Origin of the sequence: Burkholderia sp. 9120, assembly GCF_000745015.1 — a bacterium.
In the GTDB taxonomy this organism is placed as follows: domain Bacteria; phylum Pseudomonadota; class Gammaproteobacteria; order Burkholderiales; family Burkholderiaceae; genus Paraburkholderia.
Genome location: NZ_JQNA01000002.1, coordinates 896,180 through 914,973, shown reverse-complemented (window position 1 = coordinate 914,973; position 18,794 = coordinate 896,180). Strand labels below are relative to the sequence as shown.

Annotated in this window: 18 protein-coding genes; 9 read left to right on the top strand and 9 right to left on the bottom strand. The window is 61.8% G+C overall.

Translation table 11 applies throughout. The annotated features are described in order from the left end of the window. The first annotated feature begins 16 nt into the window (after positions 1 to 16). The 3 genes from FA94_RS12295 (at position 17) to FA94_RS12285 (ending at position 3,894) form a co-directional block, all read left to right on the top strand. Positions 17 to 1,039: an amidohydrolase family protein gene (locus tag FA94_RS12295; protein WP_035551361.1), complete on the top strand. Its 1,023-nt coding sequence runs from the start codon at positions 17 to 19 to the stop codon at positions 1,037 to 1,039. Positions 1,040 to 1,116: 77 nt separating this feature from the next. Further along, a complete protein-coding gene (kynU, locus tag FA94_RS12290; RefSeq protein ID WP_035551358.1) occupies positions 1,117 to 2,346 on the top strand; it encodes a kynureninase in 1,230 nt (409 codons plus the stop codon). 147 nt (positions 2,347 to 2,493) lie between these two features. Then, a complete protein-coding gene (locus FA94_RS12285; protein WP_035551355.1) occupies positions 2,494 to 3,894 on the top strand; it encodes an amino acid permease in 1,401 nt (466 codons plus the stop codon). Between the two features lie 503 nt (positions 3,895 to 4,397). Here the strand turns inward: FA94_RS12285 and FA94_RS12280 are convergent. From FA94_RS12280 to FA94_RS12260, 6 genes are all read right to left on the bottom strand, one after another. After that, on the bottom strand, positions 4,398 to 4,754 hold the full coding sequence (locus tag FA94_RS12280) for a hypothetical protein (RefSeq protein ID WP_035551352.1): 357 nt from the start codon (positions 4,752 to 4,754) through the stop codon (positions 4,398 to 4,400). A gap of 235 nt (positions 4,755 to 4,989) precedes the next feature. Next, on the bottom strand, positions 4,990 to 5,667 hold the full coding sequence (locus FA94_RS12275; protein ID WP_035551349.1) for a response regulator transcription factor: 678 nt from the start codon (positions 5,665 to 5,667) through the stop codon (positions 4,990 to 4,992). An 859-nt stretch (positions 5,668 to 6,526) separates the two neighbouring features. Continuing rightward, entirely contained in the window at positions 6,527 to 6,850 is a 324-nt protein-coding gene (locus FA94_RS39885; protein WP_353611448.1) for a c-type cytochrome, read from the bottom strand. A 161-nt stretch (positions 6,851 to 7,011) separates the two neighbouring features. Further along, positions 7,012 to 8,814, bottom strand: coding sequence for an LVIVD repeat-containing protein (locus tag FA94_RS12270; RefSeq protein WP_035551346.1), 1,803 nt, complete (start codon positions 8,812 to 8,814; stop codon positions 7,012 to 7,014). Between the two features lie 19 nt (positions 8,815 to 8,833). After that, on the bottom strand, positions 8,834 to 9,874 hold the full coding sequence (locus tag FA94_RS12265) for a porin (protein WP_035551342.1): 1,041 nt from the start codon (positions 9,872 to 9,874) through the stop codon (positions 8,834 to 8,836). Between the two features lie 203 nt (positions 9,875 to 10,077). Further along, the gene (locus tag FA94_RS12260) at positions 10,078 to 11,103 is read right to left on the bottom strand and encodes a porin (protein ID WP_035551339.1); all 1,026 of its coding nucleotides are present in this window, start codon (positions 11,101 to 11,103) and stop codon (positions 10,078 to 10,080) included. On the opposite strand from FA94_RS12260, the gene FA94_RS39880 reads away from it, so the two are divergent. After that, positions 11,102 to 11,335, top strand: a complete 234-nt coding sequence (locus FA94_RS39880) for a thiocillin family RiPP (protein ID WP_197070203.1) — start codon at positions 11,102 to 11,104, stop codon at positions 11,333 to 11,335. The genes FA94_RS12260 and FA94_RS39880 overlap by 2 nt on opposite strands. On the opposite strand, the gene FA94_RS12255 is transcribed toward FA94_RS39880, so the two are convergent. Beyond that, a complete protein-coding gene (locus FA94_RS12255) occupies positions 11,246 to 12,223 on the bottom strand; it encodes a 2-hydroxyacid dehydrogenase (protein WP_231584941.1) in 978 nt (325 codons plus the stop codon). The genes FA94_RS39880 and FA94_RS12255 overlap by 90 nt on opposite strands. Next, positions 12,220 to 12,672, bottom strand: a complete 453-nt coding sequence (locus tag FA94_RS12250; RefSeq protein ID WP_051980543.1) for a VOC family protein — start codon at positions 12,670 to 12,672, stop codon at positions 12,220 to 12,222. The genes FA94_RS12255 and FA94_RS12250 overlap by 4 nt, the downstream gene beginning before the upstream one ends. A gap of 234 nt (positions 12,673 to 12,906) precedes the next feature. Between FA94_RS12250 and FA94_RS12245 the strand changes: the two genes are divergently transcribed. Both FA94_RS12245 and FA94_RS12240 read left to right on the top strand, forming a co-directional pair. Continuing rightward, entirely contained in the window at positions 12,907 to 13,869 is a 963-nt protein-coding gene (locus FA94_RS12245) for an alpha/beta hydrolase (protein ID WP_051980542.1), read from the top strand. 61 nt (positions 13,870 to 13,930) lie between these two features. Then, positions 13,931 to 14,902: a dihydrodipicolinate synthase family protein gene (locus tag FA94_RS12240; protein ID WP_035551336.1), complete on the top strand. Its 972-nt coding sequence runs from the start codon at positions 13,931 to 13,933 to the stop codon at positions 14,900 to 14,902. Between the two features lie 122 nt (positions 14,903 to 15,024). On the opposite strand, the gene FA94_RS12235 is transcribed toward FA94_RS12240, so the two are convergent. Then, on the bottom strand, positions 15,025 to 15,684 hold the full coding sequence (locus FA94_RS12235) for a GntR family transcriptional regulator (protein WP_035551334.1): 660 nt from the start codon (positions 15,682 to 15,684) through the stop codon (positions 15,025 to 15,027). A 266-nt stretch (positions 15,685 to 15,950) separates the two neighbouring features. On the opposite strand from FA94_RS12235, the gene FA94_RS12230 reads away from it, so the two are divergent. The 3 genes from FA94_RS12230 to FA94_RS12220 all read left to right on the top strand — a co-directional run bounded on the left by FA94_RS12230 (position 15,951) and on the right by FA94_RS12220 (position 18,786). After that, complete coding sequence (locus FA94_RS12230) at positions 15,951 to 16,880, top strand: fumarylacetoacetate hydrolase family protein (RefSeq protein WP_035551331.1); 930 nt, start codon at positions 15,951 to 15,953, stop codon at positions 16,878 to 16,880. Positions 16,881 to 16,976: 96 nt separating this feature from the next. Further along, entirely contained in the window at positions 16,977 to 18,068 is a 1,092-nt protein-coding gene (locus tag FA94_RS12225) for an ABC transporter substrate-binding protein (protein WP_081936339.1), read from the top strand. 94 nt (positions 18,069 to 18,162) lie between these two features. Then, on the top strand, positions 18,163 to 18,786 hold the full coding sequence (locus FA94_RS12220; RefSeq protein ID WP_035551328.1) for a VOC family protein: 624 nt from the start codon (positions 18,163 to 18,165) through the stop codon (positions 18,784 to 18,786). The last annotated feature ends 8 nt before the right edge of the window (positions 18,787 to 18,794 follow it).

Sequence of the window (18,794 nt, the reverse complement as noted above, 5' to 3'; positions counted from 1 at the left end):
ACCCGACAGAATCACGATGACACTTCGAATCGACATGCATTCCCACTTCTTTCCGCCGATCACGCGGGAGGAGGCCGCGCGCCTCGACGCGGACCACGCGCCGTGGCTGAAGATCGACGCGGACGGTGAGCGCGGCATGATCATGACCGGCGACAAGAGCTTTCGCCCGGTGTATCGGGCGCTGTGGGACCCGGCGCTGCGCATTGCGGAGATGGACGCGCTCGGCGTGGATATTCAACTGATGTGCGCGACGCCCGTGATGTTCGGCTATCGCTACGACGCTGGCGCCGCGCACGCGTGGGCCGCGCGCATGAACGACCAGGCGCTCGAACTCTGCGCGTACGCACCGCAACGTTTGATGGCGCTCGCGCAAGTGCCCTTGCAGGATATCGATCTGGCGTGCCGCGAGGCGACGCGCGCGCATCGCGCCGGCCACCGCGGCGTGCAGATCGGCAATCACCTCGGCCCGCGCGATCTCGACGACGAACATCTCGTCACCTTCCTCACGCATTGCGCGAACGACGGCATTCCGGTGCTGGTGCATCCGTGGGACATGATGACCGACGGTCGCATGAAAAAGTGGATGTTGCCGTGGCTCGTGGCGATGCCGGCGGAAACGCAATTGAGCATGGTGTCGCTGATTTTGTCGGGGGCATTCGAGCGGATTCCGAAGTCGCTCAAGCTGTGCTTCGCGCACGGCGGCGGCAGCTTCGCGTTCCTGCTCGGCCGCGTGCAGAACGCGTGGGAGCAGCGCGATATCGTGCGCGAGGATTGCCCGAATCCGCCGGTGTCGTATCTCGATCGCTTTCACGTGGACAGTGCGGTGTTCGACCAGGGCGCGTTGCGTCTGCTGGTCGACACGATGGGCGAGGATCACGTGCTGCTCGGTTCCGACTATCCGTTTCCGCTCGGCGAGCAGAAGATCGGCGATCTCGTCGCGCATCACCCGCAATTGAGCGACACGGCCAAAGCGAAGATTCTCGGCGCCAATGCGCGGCGTTTCTTCGATTTGCCGGTGGACGTCGCGCACACCGTTTAAACCGACTCCGGCAACGCAGCTCCATTGCGTTGCGTCAGTCCAGTCATTGCAATAAGAAATCACAGGAAACAAGCCAGATGATCACCCGGGAACACTGCGCCGCGCTCGATGCGGCCGATACCTTGGCCCACTGTCGCGCGCGCTTCGATCTGCCCGCCGACACGATTTACCTCGACGGCAATTCGCTCGGCGCGATGCCCTCCAATGTGCCCGCACGGATCGAGCAGGCGTTGAAACAGGAATGGGCGCACGGCCTGATCCGTTCGTGGAACGACGCCGACTGGTATCCGGCGCCGCAGCGCACCGGCAACAAGATCGCGAAGCTGATCGGCGCGGGGCAGCACGAAGTGATCGTTGCCGATTCGACCTCGGTGAATCTGTTCAAGGTGCTGGTAGCGGCCACGCGCATGCGGCCCGGCCGCAACGTGATTCTGGCCGAGCGCACTAATTTTCCGACCGACGTGTATATCGCGTCGAGCGTCGCGGAGATGACCGGTTGCGAATTGCGCTGCGTCGATCCCGACGAGATCGTCGCGGCGATCGATGACAGCGTGGCGATCGTCTCGCTCACGCAGGTCAACTACAAGACCGGCAAACGCTACGACATGGAGGCGGTGACGCGTCAGGCGCACGAGGCCGGCGCGCTGATCGTGTGGGATCTGTGCCACTCGGCGGGCGCGATGCCGGTCGGTCTGAACCGTTGCGACGTCGATTTCGCGGTGGGTTGCGGCTACAAGTATCTGAACGGCGGTCCGGGCGCACCGGCATTCGTGTTCGTCGCGTCGCGCCATATCGAAGCGATGCGTCAGCCGCTGACCGGCTGGCACGGTCATTCGAAGCCGTTTGAATTCACGCACGACTACGCGCCGCATCCGGGCATTGACCGCATGCTGACGGGGACCGCGCCGCAGCTCGGCGTGATTGCGCTGGAGAGCGCGCTCGAAGCGTTCGACGGCGTCGATCTCGACGTGTTGCGCGAGAAGAGCGTGGCGCTCGGCAATCTGTTTATCGAGTTGAGCGATCAGGAATTGAAGGGACTGGGTTGTACGCTGGCGTCGCCGCGCGATGCGGAGCAGCGCGGCAGCCAGGTGTCGCTCGGACATGCCGAAGGGTACGCGATCATGCAGGCGCTGATTGCACGCAATGTGATCGGCGACTTCCGTGCGCCGGATATTTTGCGCTTCGGTTTTGCGCCGCTGTACGTGCGCTACGTGGACATCTGGGACACGATCGCGCAACTCAAGGACATCATCTCCACCGATGCGTGGAATACCGACGAGTTCAAGGCGCGCAAGTCGGTGACCTGAGCGCGGTTGTGCAATGAGCAGGCAAGCGCCGCGATGCGAGCCATAAAGAGTCGGACAAGAGCGTAATAGAGCAAGCGAGTAAGACGACAGCGCGGCACCGGCGGTTGCGTGCGACGCACGCAACCGCATCCAGGAGGAGACATAAAGATGACGCAAGAGCAGCGAGGCTTCGACACGATTGTCGAACGCGAAAAGGGATTGCACCGCGGACTGTCGACCGGGCAATTGTCGATGATTGCGATTGGTGGTGCGATCGGTACGGGTCTGTTTCTCGGCAGCGGATTTGCGATCGGGTTTGCCGGACCGAGCGTGCTGGTGAGTTATGCGATCGGTGCGCTGATCGCGCTGCTATTGATGGGGTGTCTGGCGGAGATGACCGTCGCGCATCCTACTTCGGGGTCGTTCGGGGCTTATGCGGAGCACTATATCGCGCCGTGGGCCGGGTTTCTGGTGCGATATGCGTACTGGTCGTCGATTGTTTTTGCGGTCGGCACCGAGGTGACGGCGATTGCCGTGTATATGAAGTACTGGTTTCCTGCTGTGCCTGGGTGGTATTGGATTGTCGGTTTTTCCGCTGCGCTGATTGGGATCAACTCGGTGAGCGTGAAGGTCTTCGGCGCGGTCGAGTATGTTTTCTCGATGCTGAAGATCGTGGCGATTGTCGGCTTTATTCTGCTTGGCGCTTATGTGGTGTTTGGGGCGCCGGCTCAGTCTTCTATCGGGTTTTCGAATTACACGTCGCATGGCGGGTTCTTTCCGAAGGGCGTGTGGGGGATGTGGGTTGCGGTGATCGTTTCGATCTTTAGTTATCTGAGCATCGAGATGATTGCTGTTGCGGCGGGGGAGGCTCGAAATCCGCAGAAGGCTATTACGCAGGCGTTTCGCGCGACGATGTTCCGGTTGGTGTTTTTCTATCTGCTGACGCTGGCTTTGATGCTGGCTATCGTGCCCTGGAATGCGGCTGGGACCGATGAGAGTCCCTTCGTGCGGGTGATGGCGGCTACGCATGTGCCGGGAGCCGCTGGAGTTATTAATTTTGTGATTCTTATTGCCGCTTTGTCGGCGATGAATAGTCAGCTCTATATCACTACGCGGATGATGTTCAGTCTTTCGCGGGCAGGGTATGCGCCTGGGCGGTTGGGGGTGCTGAGTTCTAAGGGTGTGCCTGTGGCGGCGTTGTGGCTTTCTACTGTTGGGATCGCTTTGGCTGCTGTGCTGAATGTCGTTTATCCCGATGCTTCGTTTGTTTTGATGATGTCCGTCTCCATGTTCGGGGCGATGTTTACCTGGTTCATGATTTTTGTTACTCATCTGTTCTTTCGGCGCGAACATGCGCGGGCGGCGCTGGCGTTCAGGATGTGGGGGTTTCCTTTTACTTCGCTTCTCGGGGCTGGGCTTATGCTTGGGGCGCTTGTTACTACGTGGTTTACGAAGGAGTTTCGGTTGACGCTTGTGATTGGGGTGCCGTTTGTTGTTGGGTTGCTTGTTGTTTATTTTGTTTGGTATCGGAAGAGGGGTGGGCGGGCTGCCGGGGTTGAGGTGGCTTGAGGTAGGGTTTGGGTTTTTTGGGTTTTTTGGGTTTTTTGGGTTTTTTGGGTTTTTTGGGTTTTTTGGCCTTTCCTTGATTTGGTTGTGGTCTATTAGTGATCCCCCTGTGCGGGGGAGCACCTACTTTTCTTTGCCTGCCGCAAAGAAAAGTAGGCAAAAGAAAGCGGCTCACACCGCTAACCATTAAGCGGGTCCCCCGCACAATTGCGGTAGTGGTGCATCTGGAATCCGTGCTCTCGCACATTCCGCGCTCGTGGCAAGGCGTCATTCTTCCGGCGGCGCTGCGCGCGCCGTCGCGGTCGTTCAAGCACGGCCGCTGCTAAGCGGGTCTCCCGCGCAGTTGCGGTGGTGGTGCATCTGGAATCTGTGTTCTCGCGCATTCCGTGCTCGTGGCAAGGTGTCATTCTTCCGGCGGCGCTTCGCGCGCCGCCGGGGTCGGTCTTGCGCCGTGGCTTTGGGGTTGGTTCTTCGCCGCTTTTGCATTTCACCCTGGCGGGACTCTCTTACGGACTTGTTCTTCCCCATGTTTTGGCCGAACCGATCGCGTCGTTTACCTTGCCTGTAAAAGCCGCGACTCCGGAAGACTGGGGTTTGAACCACTCCGGTTCGCCCTTCATGTTGCTGACCTTTCCGGCGTAGCCTATTACCGGTAGCCCCGTTCTGTTGGATAACATTTGAGCGTTCGAGAACGGTCCCCCCGTGGCGCCGTAGCAAGATTGCAACTCGACGCGTTTGGTGTCGAAGGGGACGTCCTTCGCCCAACTCTTTGCCGCCGTGTAACCACTCGCACAATCGTTGGACTCCAGACGCTTTTCGGCCATGAAGGGCGCGCCGTGAGCTGAGATCTTGTGTGTAAACATGCTCTCTTCCTCTTGAGTGATGTTCTTACTCCCGCACCGAAAAAACTTCCGGTAGACCGGGTTCGAACGTCTCGAAGAATAGTGATGCCATCATCCATTGGGTGTTCAAGGAGTAATACGAAGACCAATGTGGCGATACATTCGAAAGTACTCCGTGAATTCTTGCGCTCCGTCACGCTTCGTTCATTCAACTGTTGCCTGTTGCCGTTTGTTCTGGTGTCCCTCGCTGACGTTGCTAGCCGAATCGATAACCGGAGCCGCGCACTGTCCGGATCATCTGTTGCGCGCCGAGCTCGCCGACCTTTTTGCGCAGGCGGGCGACATGGACGTCGATCAGGTTCGTGTCGGGATCGAAATGGCGGTCCCATACGGCTTCGAAGATCATGCTGCGTGTCAGTACCTGGCCCGCGTGCCGCATCATGAATTCGAGTAGGCGGAACTCGGTCGGTTGCAGACAGAGTTTGTCCTGCCGGAACATGAGCGTTCGCTTCACGAGGTCGAGCCGCAATGAGTCGACGCGCAACATCGGTTGCGCTTCTTTCTTGAGCGACGGCCGTGTTCGTAGCAGCACTTCGATGCGGGCGAGCATTTCGTCGAACGAGAACGGCATGGACATATAGTCATCCGCGCCGGCACGCAGGCCTTCGATGCGTTCATGCACATCGGCCACGGGACTCACCATCAGAATCGGCGATTGCGCGCCAATGCCGCGCAGCGTCGCCAGAACGCTCTGCCCGTCGAGATCCGGCGGTGTCCGGCTAAGGATCACGGCGTCGTAATCCGTGCTCATCAAGCGCCTGATGCCTTTGCGGCCGCTGTCTGTCACGTCGACGGAGATGCCGCCCGCGTTGAGCGTGCGGGCGATTTTCTGCGCGACACACGGGTCGTCTTCAATGATCAAGATGTTCCACATGTCATGACCGGCATCGATTTAGCACTATCTGGGCACAGAATCCATCCCGACGTACACCAGCACGTTGTTCATCGACCGCTCAGCGCCGCAGGATGGGCTACAGGTGGTTAAACACATCCTCCCGCCGTTTTATTCCACCCCGCAATCGAAACCCAAGCCCACCTGCCGCCAAATGTTCGAAGCAGATAAAAATAATCATTAGACGGACGCACGAGCGAGGCGATGCTGAATCCAGCACCACCGACGATTGGCTCGACGCCGAGAACGCCGACGAGCGCGAGACGGAAGGAGAGAGCCAAGGGCGTGTGTCGCAGACAATGACTGTGCGAGGGCGAGGAATCCAGATGCTCCACTTTCTGGGGTAGGAAGCGATGTAGGGCGGCCGAGCACGATGCCAGAAGTGCGCTGGAGACCGCAAAAAAGCGAGTGACTTACGGACGACCGCGACGGCGCGCGCAGCGCCGCCGGAAGAATGACGCCTTAGTCACGAGCTCGGAATGTGCTAGAGCACGGATTCCAGATGAGCCACTACCGCAACTGTGCGGGAGACCCGCTTAGCAGCGGCCGTGCTTGAACGACCGCCGCGGCGCGCGAAGCGCCGCCGGAAGAATGACGCCTTTGTCACGAGCGCGGAATGTGCGAGAGCACGGATTCCAGATGCACCACTACCGCAACTGCGCGGGGGACCCGCTTAATGGTTAGCGGTGTGAGCCGCTTTCTTTTGCCTACTTTTCTTTGCGGCAGGCAAAGAAAAGTAGGTGCCCCCCGCACAGGGGGATCACTAATAGACCACAAAGAACACAAGGAAAGGCCAACACCCAAAGAGCACACCAAACCCCAGCCAACCGGCACCCCCCCACTACTTAACCCCAAGAACCCACCGAGCAAACCTCTCAGCATCAGCATGAGAAATCGCATTAGCCGGCATACTCGCCCCGGTATTCCACTTCCCCGAGCTCCCCTCAAGCATACTTTTCACAAGCTTCGCAACCGCATCAGGATCACCGCGATAGCGTTCGGAGATAGCCCGAAAGGGCGGCCCGACTTTAGTGGTATCGATGGAATGACAAGCGCGGCAAGTCTGCTCGCTGGCCGAGCTCGAGTGAGCGGCATTCGCAGCATCTCCGGCCGTAGCCGCAGCCGTAGCACCAAAGGCACCAGCACCAAGAGTCCCTCCAGCCACACCCACAAGAACCCAAAAGACCCGAATCCATTTCACAATCACACTCCAGACAAAAAGAACAAAAGAACAAAAAACAAAAAGCCCCACCGAACGAAACCGCCGGCAGGGCAAAAAGCAAAGCGCTCAATCCAACAGCATGGAACAACAAAAACCCAAACCGCTCACCGCGGCGGCCAAGGCTTAGCCGGTGCGCCAATCACCGGCTTGCCCAACAACGGCGTCGACAACGCATACGCGCCATTCTCAGTAAAGGCCCAGATGATATTGCGGTCGTACTCGGTATAAATCGCCAGCACACCCTTCCCAAGCGTATAACTCGGCAACTCACTTTCATCCGCCAGAGCAGGCACAAAATACCCAGCAATAGTCGGCTTCTCCGGATTCCGCACATCGAAGATCTGCACACCGGCGTTATAGAACGAGTAAGGAATCACCCCTTGCCGCGACCCACCAGGTTGCCCAATAGCATTGGAACGCTTCGGCCCAAAGTTCCCCCCACGCTGGCAGAAGCTGGTGAAAGGCGCGCCCTCAGGCGGCGTAGGCTGAGGCAACTTCGCTGCTACCTTCAGATGCGAAGGATCGCGCGCATCGACGACAAAGATATCCTTATACGGCTCATAGCAATCGCGATTCATCGGATAACCGCTCGTCAGTACGAAGCCTGTGCGCTCGTACTGACTGACATCGGCATTGTCGTACTCGGTGCCCGCGAAACTCGGCGCCGTATTCACATTGCCGAGTACCTTCGGCTTAGCCGGATTCGACAGATCGAACGAGTACAAGCCCAGCCCGCCCATCGCGCCAAAGCCAATCTTGCCGCCTTGTTCCAAAGGCTTCGGCAAGAAGATGGGAATTCGCGACCCCATCCACGAAGTACGATTCCCCGCACGCGGATTCTGCAGATAAGCCTGCTCATGGGCGTCATTACCGAGAATCTGCCCCGGCACCGAGATCTGCGAAACGAACTTCGGATCGGCCGGATCCGACATGTCCCACACCTGATAGCCCGGCGAATACAGATAGTTCGGGTACTCGGTCAATCCGTAGCTGTCATCCGGCGCGGCCGACAGAATCATGTACTTGCCGCCGTAGTACTCCGGCGCATCGAGCGAACCCGAACCCTGTTGCTGGCCGACCGGCGCATCGGGATGCTTGTAGTCGGTGGTACGCGTCGCGATCAGCTTCCATTGGCTCGGCAGCGGGCCGTCCATTTCGAAGACCTTGAAGCCCTTCAGCGAGTTGTAGTGACGTTGCGCCTCGACCTTGTCCGGCTGCTCGCTCTTGTCCGTCATCAGCCCATAACGGCCAATTTCAAACGACGCCACCAGCACTGGCTTGCCAAGCTTCTTGCTCCACACGATGGTGGCGCCGCCCAGATAGTTGTGGACGTTGTTCGGATCGAAGTGCTCGGTCGGTCCTTTCGGACCCCACGTGCCGCCTTGCGAAAACACCACCTTGCCGTTGGCGGGATCGGTCACGTCCATGATCCGCAGATAGTCGCGGTCGTGAATGTAGAGGTAACGGTGACCGTCGAAGTCGGCGATATTGTTCCAGGCGTGAAAGGGCGAATCGACGAGCGGATAGAAGGCCAGCACCTTCACGTCCTTCGCGTAACTCTTCTTGTCCCACGTGGTCATTTCACCGGGGAAGCGCTGCCCCTGGTGAACTTCGGGCGTCGCTTTCGGCCACACGAACTGGCCGGTCGCCGGGTCCATGCCGTAGTCGACGCCGGGCTTGAGCGGCAGCGGCGGGCGATTCGGCGTCAGGCGCAGCCACGCGGCGAGGTACGGGTCTTTGACCGCGGGCGTGCCGGGCGTCGCCGATGCCGCCGCAGCGGTTGCGGCCGCGTCCGAGGCCGCCGCCACAGGTTGCGCCGCATCGCCGCTCGCGTACGCGGCGGCCGACATGAACGCCAGCAGCGCGCCGGTTGCGAGAGTGGATTTCAGATGGCTTGTGCGAAGCATGGGCTTCCTCCTTTTTGTATTAGAACGCGTGACGAATACCGAACTGGAAGCCGCTCGGATTCTGTCCCGCGTTCGGATAGACCTGGAACGTCACCGGATACGCAACCGGCACGTTGTTCTGGCTCTTCACGTGAGCGAACGTCGCATACAGGTCGGTGCGTTTCGACAAACCGTACAGGTAGCCGATCACGCCGCCGGTCGCGCTGGAAATGCTCTTGTTGTTGTCGTCGTGACGATGCACCACGCTGACATACACGCGGCTGCGGCCGTCGATATTCCAGCGCGCGCCGACCTGCGCGTCCCAGCCTTGCGAATTGAACGCAACGTACGGCGGATAAGCGTAATAGCCGTTGTACGTGTGATAGATCAGGGTCGGCTCGAAGCCGCCGAACTTGTAGACAGCGGCAAAGTAGTTATCGCGCGACGAATGAATCTGCGACGACTTGAAGATGTCCCGCGTGTACTGCAACTCGCTCACCGCGCCGATGAAGATCGGCCCGTGGCGATAGTCGAGGCTGGTGCTCAGGAAGCGTCCCGCGCGGGTGCTGTCGCCCACGCCGGTCGTGGCCATGATGCGGCCGGTGAAGCCGTAGAAACTCGGCGTCTTGTACTGGATCGCGTTATCCACGCGATACGACGCGTAGAAGAACTCCATGTTGTTGACCATACTGAAATCGGCCGCCCAGCTCGGATCGGCGTAGCCCGCAATCCAGTACGACGGCGTGAACTGACGCCCCATGGTCACTTCACCCCAGTTGCCCTTGAGACCGACGAACGATTGGCGGAACTGCGTCGACTGCACGCCGGTGTTCGCGGAGAACATCGGCTCGACGGTGAACACGGCCTTGTTGCCGCCGCCCAGATCCTCGACGCCGCTCAGGTTGAAACGCGAGTTGTTCAACCCGCCGCTCGACATGCGCGTGACGTTGCCGCCCGAGCCGGATGAGATCAGATGTTCGATGTTCAGGTCGACATAACCGGACAGCCAGACGCTCGACTGAGCATGTGCCCCGGCGCATGCAAGCATCATGGCGCCTGACACGAGAGTCTTCTTTTTCATTCCATCTCCAAACAAATCGTCGTTCTTTTCGTGTTGTTGAGAGTGCTGTCGTCGCGCGCGACAGCCGCGGTGCCTTCCTTTTCTGTCGTGTATACACAAACTGGAAAAAATTATACCCACGGCAAAATTTGGATTCCGAGCTTTATTTTTTTATACAAAACAGCGGTTTAGTTATAGCGGGTTGACCCGAATGGCCTAGCGCGTCAAAACAGATGCCGGATTCCGGTCGCATAAGTCATGGCTGTGCCGTAACCGGAAAGCCGGTCGTAGACGGTCAGCAGGTACAGATCGGTGCGTTTGGAGAGGAAGTAGTCGAGCCCGGCGGAGCCCGTGTTGCGCCCGCTGACGGCGTTTTTCGGCGCGCTGCGGCGCGTGTAGGCCCATTCGGCGAGCGCGCTGAGTTGCGCGGTGAGCGGCACGAACAGGCCCGCTTCGAAGGTGTGCGCGCCGACGCCGGTCGAATCGGTGCGCAGTCCTTGCAATGCGCCGTACAGTTTGAACAGCGAAAAATCGTACGCACCGCCGACGAGGTACGCGTTCTGTGTCGGCGATGCGACACCGGCCACCACGCGCGTGCGTTGCACGGTCGCGACAGCGGTGAGCGAACCGCCGGCATAGGTGGTGGATAACGCGGCGTTGTAGACGCCGTTCGCGCCCGCGAAGCCGCCGGGCGCATACACGGCCGTGGTGGTCAGGCCGTTCAGATTCGGACTGGTGTACTGAATGCCGTTGTTCCACACGGTATCGCCCGCGATGCTACCGCCGTACGGCGCGGTGAAGGTCTGCATCACCAGCGGCGAAAACAGGATCGACGCCTGAAACGGATTGACCGCCTGTTCGGCGAGGTAGAGCAGGTTGGTGTGCCGCCCGAGCGTGACGCGGCCGAACGGCCCGGCAATGCCGACGTACGAGTTGCGGCCCCAGAACGGATCGGCGGACGTGCGGCCGACGCCGCCGTTGGTCGGCTGGAAGAAGCTTTCGAGCACGGCGATCGCGCGATAGCCGGCGCCGAGTTCCTCGTTGACGCGGATGCCCCAGTACGGCGCCGTGAGCCCGGGGCTTTGTTCGGCGATCGCGGCGGGCGGGCCGTTGCTGCGTTTGGTGTCGGCGATATCGAGGCCGACGAGTCCGTACAGCGTGACAGACGTCTGTGCATGAACCACGCGGGACGCGAGTCCCCATGCAGTGACGCAACTGAGCGCGAGCGCGCCCAACGATCGAACGTTCATGGCGGATCCTCTGGTGCGGTTGGGAACAGCGGGAACAGCGGGAACAGCGGGAACAGCGGGAACAGCGGGAACAGCGGGAACAGCGGGAACAGCGGGAACAGCGGACGACGGAGAGGGCGGCGTGATGCTGCGCCGCCCTGTTTCAGGCAGTGCGCACCGCGAATTCGATCGGTGCCTGGGCGAAGTGCTGCGACAGACTGGCGAGCAACGCGTCGCGCTGCGCGATCCATGAAGCCGGCGAACGCCCCGCGATATGCGGCGTAATCAGCACGCCGGGATGATCGAGCAGCGCGCGCGGCACCTCGGGTTCGCTGTCGATCACGTCGAGCCCCGCGCCCGCGAGCACGCCGTCGGCGAGCGCGTCGATCAGCGCCTGCGTGTCCAGCACCGAACCGCGCGACACGTTCACCACGTAGCCGTGCGGCCCGAGCGCCCGCAGCACGTCACGATCGATCAGATGTTTCGTCGCTGGTCCACCGTTGCAGGCGATCACCAGAAACTCGCTATCCCGCGCGAGTTCGACGAGGTTGCCGTAGTAGCGGCCGGGCGCGTCGGCATGTGGCTGACGTCCGTGATAACCGAGCGTGACGTCGAAGCCCTGCGCGCGCGCGGCGATCAACCGGCCGATCCGACCCATGCCGACGAGACCTAAGCGCGCGCCCGTCAGCGTCGGCCGCTCGGCGCGCGAGGTGCGCCAATGGCCGGCGCGCACCGCGTCGGTAAGCGGCGCGTAGCCGCGCGCGAGCGCGAGCAGCAGACCGATTGCATGATCGGCGACGGTCGCCGCATTCGCGCCCGGCGCATGCGTGACGACGATGCCGCGTCGCGTGGCGGCGGCGACATCGACGTTCTCGTAACCGGCACCGAACGCGCTGACGATCTCGAGCGCGGGCAGCGCGGCCATCTGCGCGTCCGACAAACCGGTTGAACCGTTGGTCACTACCGCGCGCACGTTCGCCAGTTCAATGCGCGACGACAGTGCCTCGGTGTTTAAATTATCCGGGTGGTAGTGCAGCATGTAATCGTGCTGCAGCGCATCGAGCGTCGCGTCGGGCAGCGCGATCAACGCCAGCACATGCGTACCGCTCAAGCCCATGCCCATGCTCAGGCCCGCGCTCATTGCGAATCGGTGGACGGCGCAACGGTCGGCACAACAGCTGACGCAACCGTCGGCGCCACTTCCTTCACCGCGCCTTTCCAGCCGTTCTCGGTGATGTCGAACACGGTGCCGTCGGGCATCCGGTACTTCACTTCGTAGAACACGTTCGGATCTTTTTCATGGCGGCCCGTCAGATACGTGCCGCCGGCCGCGACCACACGCGCGGCGGTGTCGTCGACGTTATCCACCCACATGCCGAAGTGGATCACGCCGCGCACGTCCTTCAGGCCCGCGTAGCCGGGCACGGTTTCGTCCTTGAAGTTGAGCAGCGCCACGTTCATCGTGCCGTCGGTCATATAGATGCCGCGCATCGCGTTGCCCGCGCGGCGCATGCCGAACGCCTGCTCGAAAAATTGCGCGGCGGCTTCGGGATCTTCCACCGAGAGCGCGATATGACGGAGCTTGTCCATGAGATGTCCTTGGGTTGTCCTGACGATGAATCGCCCGCAGGCGAAGGGAGGGTTGTCGTGACTGTGAATCAAGTGTGTCCGCAACTTCACCAGGTATACTACGGATAACAAATGTATACACAAAAACAAATTGATATACCAGAATGGTCTTCATACGCTGATCGGGGCTAGCTCCGCTTAGGCGGCTTTGCTTCAGCAGCCCGCTGAATCGCCGCGATGTATGAAGGACCCCCGATGCAGACCTCGCAGGAACCGTTAGGCAGTCTGTCCGCCACGCTCAGGCAGCGCTTCGCGCAGATCGGGCCGGTATGGGCGAGCGATATCAACGCGCACCGCGATCTGGTGATCGACGCGTATTCGCCGTTGGTGGCCGCGGCGCGCGATGCGGGCGCATCGTTCGAGGCGGCGCGCGACGTTCCGTACGGCAGTCATGAACGGCAGCGGCTCGATGTGTTCGCATCAGAAGAGACGCGACGCAAGGGCAATGCCGATGTGGTGCTGTTCGTCCACGGCGGCGCTTTTCTGCGCGGCAGCAAGAGTTTCAACGGACTGATCTACGACAACGTCTCGCGCTGGTTCGCGCGGCAGGGCTGTGTTGCGCTCAATGTCGAGTACCGCCTCGCGCCCGAAGCGTCGTATCCCGCAGGCGCTGACGATGTCGCCGCCGCGTTGGCGTGGGCGCATGCGCATGTCGTCGAGTTCGGCGGCGATCCGCGCCGGATCTATTTAGTCGGCCATTCGGCGGGCGGCGCACACGTCGCCAGCTATCTGTGCGATCCGCTGTTTGCCGGGGTGCGTCACGTCGAAAACGCGCAGGCTGTGGCGGGCGCGGTGCTGATCAGCGCGCGGCTCGCGGCCGATGTTTTCGCGGATAACCCGAATGCCGCCGGCGTGCGCGCCTATTTCGGTGTGGACGAATCACGCTACGCCGCGCGCTCGCCGCTGACCTACGCCGAACACTTCGATACACCGCTCATGGTGGTGGTCGCCGAATACGAGAACCCTTATCTGGATGCCTACGGCGCGGCTTTTTTCGAGCGCGTGCTGTGGGCGCGTCAACGCGCCGGCGACGCGCGAGCGAAACGCGCGCCGCGTTTCATGCAGATGCTGCGGCATAACCATACGTCGGTGGTCGCGCATTTCGATTCGGGCGAGACGTTGTTGGGGGACGCGATGCTTGATTTTTTTCGTGGGTAGGTGGGGCGCGCTACCGCGCCGATCCGCCGCCACTGTCCGCACGACTCACAAGGAGACCCGCATGTCCCGCAGCACGTCCCCGAACCACGCATCTGCATCCGCATCCCCGTTCGCGACACCGCGCGTATTCGCACCGGTCATCACGCCGTTCACCGCGGACTCCACCGTCGACGCGCCGCGCTTCGTCGCGTTCTGTCGCTGGCTGGTCGGGCAGGGCGCGGGGCTCGCGCTATTCGGCACCAACAGCGAAGCCAATTCGCTGAGTCTTGCCGAACGGCACGCGTTGCTGGACGACGTGATCGACGCCGGCATCGACCCCGCGCAGATGTTGCCGGGCACCGGCGCCTGCGCGCTGCCCGATGCGATCGCGTTGACGCGTCACGCGAACGAAGCCGGTTGCGCGGGCGCGTTGATGCTGCCGCCGTTCTTCTACCAGGGCGTCAGCGACGACGGCCTGTTCGCGTACTACGCCGATGTGATCGAAGCGGTCGGCTCGGACCGCTTGCGCGTGCTGCTGTATCACATCCCGCAGTTCACGGGCGTGCCGATCACGCACACGCTGATCGAACGGCTGATCGCCGCGTATCCGCGCACGGTGGTGGGTATCAAGGACAGTTCGGGCGATTGGGCCAACACGGCGGCCATGCTGGAGAAGTTTCCCGGCTTCGCGGTGTTTCCCGCGTCCGAGGCGTTGCTCGGTAAAGCGCTGCCGCTTGGCGCGGCCGGCTGCATTTCGGCAACCGCGAATATTCAGCCGCATGCGATTGCGAGTCTGCTGAACGCGGCGACGCAGGAAGAGAGAACGCAGTGGGAAGGCAAGGTGGCGACGGTGCGGCTGGCCGTGCAGGCGCAACCGATGATTCCGGCGCTGAAGAGCATCGTCGCGCACTTCGCGAACGACGCCGCATGGAATCGCGTGCGCCCGCCGCTCACGCCGATGAACCCGGCGCAGTCCGGCGCGCTATTGCAGCAGTTGCAGGCGTTGGCGTTTTCGATGCCGTCGATGGCAGCGCTCGCGGCGGTGGCCGCGTGAGCATGATGTGGCGGTCGCCGGGTGGCCGCGTGGTGTTCAGCGGCTCAATGCCTGACTCCATGCCGAGCGCTCTCGCAGGGAGCAAGTCGACGCTTGAGCCGGCCTGCGCAGCGAGCCGAAACTCAGGCGTTCTCGCGTTCCGCGCGTTGCCGTTTGAGGCGGCCCAGCACGACGATCGACAGCCGCGCGGTGTGATCGCGCATGGCGTTGTACGCGCGTTCCGGTTCGGAGTTGAGGATTGCGGAGACGATCTCGCGATGCTCGTCGGTGGCCGACTCGAAGCGCGACGGCGAAGCCGGTTGCGCGGCGCGAAAGCCCGCCAGCCGTTGCCGCTGCACCGCCATGATCGACGCCAGCGACTTGCTTTGCGCGCCCTTGCAGATCAGTTCGTGGAAGTCGCGATTGAGTTCGAAGTACTCCGCTTCATCGCCGCGCGCGATCGCGGCGTTCATTTCGGTTTGCAGTTCTTCGAGCTGCTTCTTCTCGACGAGGCTCATGCGCTGCGCGCTCAGACGGCAGCACAGCGCTTCGAGTTCGCACATCGCCTCGAGCATGTCGGCCAGTTCGTCGATGCTGAACTGCGCGACCACCACGCCTTTGCGCGGCGTCAGCTCGACCATGCCGCGCGCGGCGAGCTCGCGCAGCGCTTCGCGGATCGGTGTGCGCGACGCGTTGAAGCGTTCGGCGAGCGCCGCTTCTTCGAGCTTCTGGCCGGGTTCGAGTGTGCCGTCGATGATCTCGTCGCACAGCAAACGGTAAATCCTGGAGGAGAGCGTGGTCATCGTGATGGTCGTGGGTTGAGCGAAACCGTGGGCAGGTGGCCCTCATTATGCGCCAGCGACCCAACCGCCTCAATCGCCACCGCGCATATCCGGCCTGTGCAAGCCCATGCAGTGTACGCGCGAACGTGTTCACGCCCCGATAAGTGTATACGAGGATTTTAATAAGAATACATGAGTGACTGAATGTATACGAATTGTTCAGTGCACTGATGAGTTCCTCGGCAACTGACTGACTCCCTACAAACGTAAAAAAAGCGAGGCAACACGTGACCTGGTTTGGTATCGCAACTTATGAATCGAATGGCCGCCGCGCCACTGGTCTGGCAGTCGGCGACGCGCTGTACGATGCGCAGGCGGCGTTGAAGCAAAGCGCGCCGAATGCATCCGGCGTGGGCATCGACGATGTCGGCAGCCTGATCGCCGGATGGGAAAGCGACGGCGCGGCGATCGTCGAACGGTTCGGCAACGCGGCCCGCGCGATCGAAGCCGGCACGCTCGATCTCGCCCCGCTCAGCGGCCACACGCTGTGCGTGCCGTACCAGCCGCGGCGGATTTTCGCGGCAGCATCGAACTATTACGAGCACGCGCTGGAAATGGGCACGGAGCTGGCGCCGCGCGAGGAAAGCACGCCGTACATGTTCATGAAGGCCGAAACGAGCGTGGTGCCGACGCTCGCCAACGTGGTGATTCCGCCGCACGCGGAGCGGGTCGACTGGGAGGTCGAGCTGGCGGTGGTGATCGGCAAAACCGGCCGCCATATCGCGCAGCAGGACGCGTACGACTACATCGCCGGCTACACGATTCTGAACGACGTCAGCGCGCGCGACCTGAATCGGCGCACCGACTATCCGTTCAAACACGACTGGTTTCGCGGCAAGAGTTTCGATACCTTTGGTCCACTCGGGCCGTGGTTCGTGCCGCGCGCGTGTATCGCCGAGCCGCAGAATCTGCGCATGCGCCTCGCGGTGAACGGCGAGATGATGCAGGACGGCAATACGTCCGGGATGATTTTCAACATCGCCGAGCAGATCGAATATTTATCGACGATCCTCACGCTGCAACCCGGCGATCTGATCGCCACGGGCACGCCGACCGGCGTCGGCATGGGCCGCGGCATTTATCTGAAGGCGGGCGACGTGATGGTCGCCTCGATCGATGGTATCGGCTCGATTGAAAATCCACTGGTAGCGGGCTGAGCGGCGTCTCGCTTGCCGCGCTTCTTTTTTCACTCCATTCCTGAACGGGGACACGACATGTTGCAGCGGATACGGCGCGCGTTTTTGCAGCGGATCATGCAGCGGCCGATTCGGCCGCTCATGCAGGAGATGCCGCAGCCGGTAGCGAAGCGGACTTCGGCGCGGCTCGTGCCACATGCCGTGCGGCCGGCGCGGTCCGCGCGGCGTATCGCAGCGAGCGCGGCAGCGCTCGCTGCCGTCGCGCTGTTGGCAAGCGCCCAGGCGCAAGCCGCCGACGCCGTGCGCGTCAATCTCGCGTGGCTGCCGCAGGGCAGCACCGGCGGCATTCTGCTCGCGCAATCGAAGGGCTATTACCGCGAGGCGGGGCTCGACGTCAGCGTGATGCGCGGCTACGGCGGCCAGCGCACCGTCAATGAAGTGGATGGCGGTCTGTTCGAGTTCGGCTACGGCGATCCGGTGAGCGTGATGCTGAACCGCGCGCATGGCGGCCATGCGGTGATGGTTGGCGCGATCAACACGCGCTGGCCGGGGGCGATGTGTTATCTCGAACGGCCCGGCTTCAAGGTAAATTCGCCGAAGGATCTGTCGGGGCTGACGCTCGGCGGCGGTGGGGCGTCGCCGGTGCAGAACATCATGCCGGCGTGGCTCAAACAGAACGGCCTCGCACCGGACGCGATCAAGACCGTGCGGCTCGACCCGGCCGTGATCAACACGGCGCTGCTGCAAAAGCGTATCGATCTGTCGGAGTGTTGGGAGGGCGCGAGCCTGCCGGTGCAGGCGGCGCTGGCGAAGCGCGCCGGTCAACAACTCGGCCGCGTGTTCTATCGTGATTTTGGTCTGGATATGATGGGCAACGGCCTCGTGACCACCGATACCTTCGTGGCCCAGCATCCCGACGTGGTCAAGCGTTTCGTCGCCGCGACCTATCGCGGTTATGCGCTGATGCGCGAGCATCCGCAGGAAGCGGCGGATGCGATCGCCGCGCAGTATCCGGTGCTCGACAAGACGATCCTGCTGCAACAGATCGTCGAGACCAACGGCCTGATTACCGACGACCCCGCCGACCACAAGACCGGCTGGCTGCGTCCGGCGCGCATGGAGTCGACGGCGGCCTTCGTGTCGCGCGCGTTCGGCACTGGCGCGAAGGTGAAGGCGGTCGATCTTTATACGAACCGATTCGTCGAATGAACCCGATCGGGAGGGTGTGCTTCGCTCGGGCATCAGATGGGCGGCACGTCTTCCAACCAGCTCGCGCGGAGCGTGAGCGCAATGGAGACAGGCAATGAACAGTTTGCGTCCGAAGCGAATTGGACACATGGTGCTGATGGTGCGCGACATCCAGAAGTCCGCGCGGTTTTATACCGACGTGCTGGGCCTCAAAGTGTCCGACTGGATCGGTGATCAGATGGTGTTTCTGCGCGCCGGCAGCGATCATCACGATCTCGCGCTCGCCCAGCTACCGAAAGATTCCGCCGACTTCGACGATCTGCCGCGTTACTCGCGACCGGGTCTGGAGCACTTCTCGTATCTGATCGACAGCTACGAGGAAATGGAGCGCTCGGTGAAGGTGTTGCAGGAGCATGGCGTGGAGATCGTGCGCGGCATCGGCCGGCATGGTCCGGGCAATAACCTGTTCCTCGTGTTCAAGGATCCGGACGGTAATAACGTCGAGGTGTACTGCGAGATGACGCAGATCGGCGAGCGCGACGCGCACGAACCGCAAGTGTGGGAGCGCACGATCGAATCGTTCGATCAGTATCGCTTCGAGCGTTTCGTCGTACCGCCGCCGCCGCATCTGGTGGCGCAGAAGCAGGCGCAGGCGTCGGCGCAGAACGAGGCACAGGAAGCGGGTTCAACCGACCCTGCCGCCGACCGCGCACCGCGCGATCCGTCCGCTCATCCGTAATTCGAAAC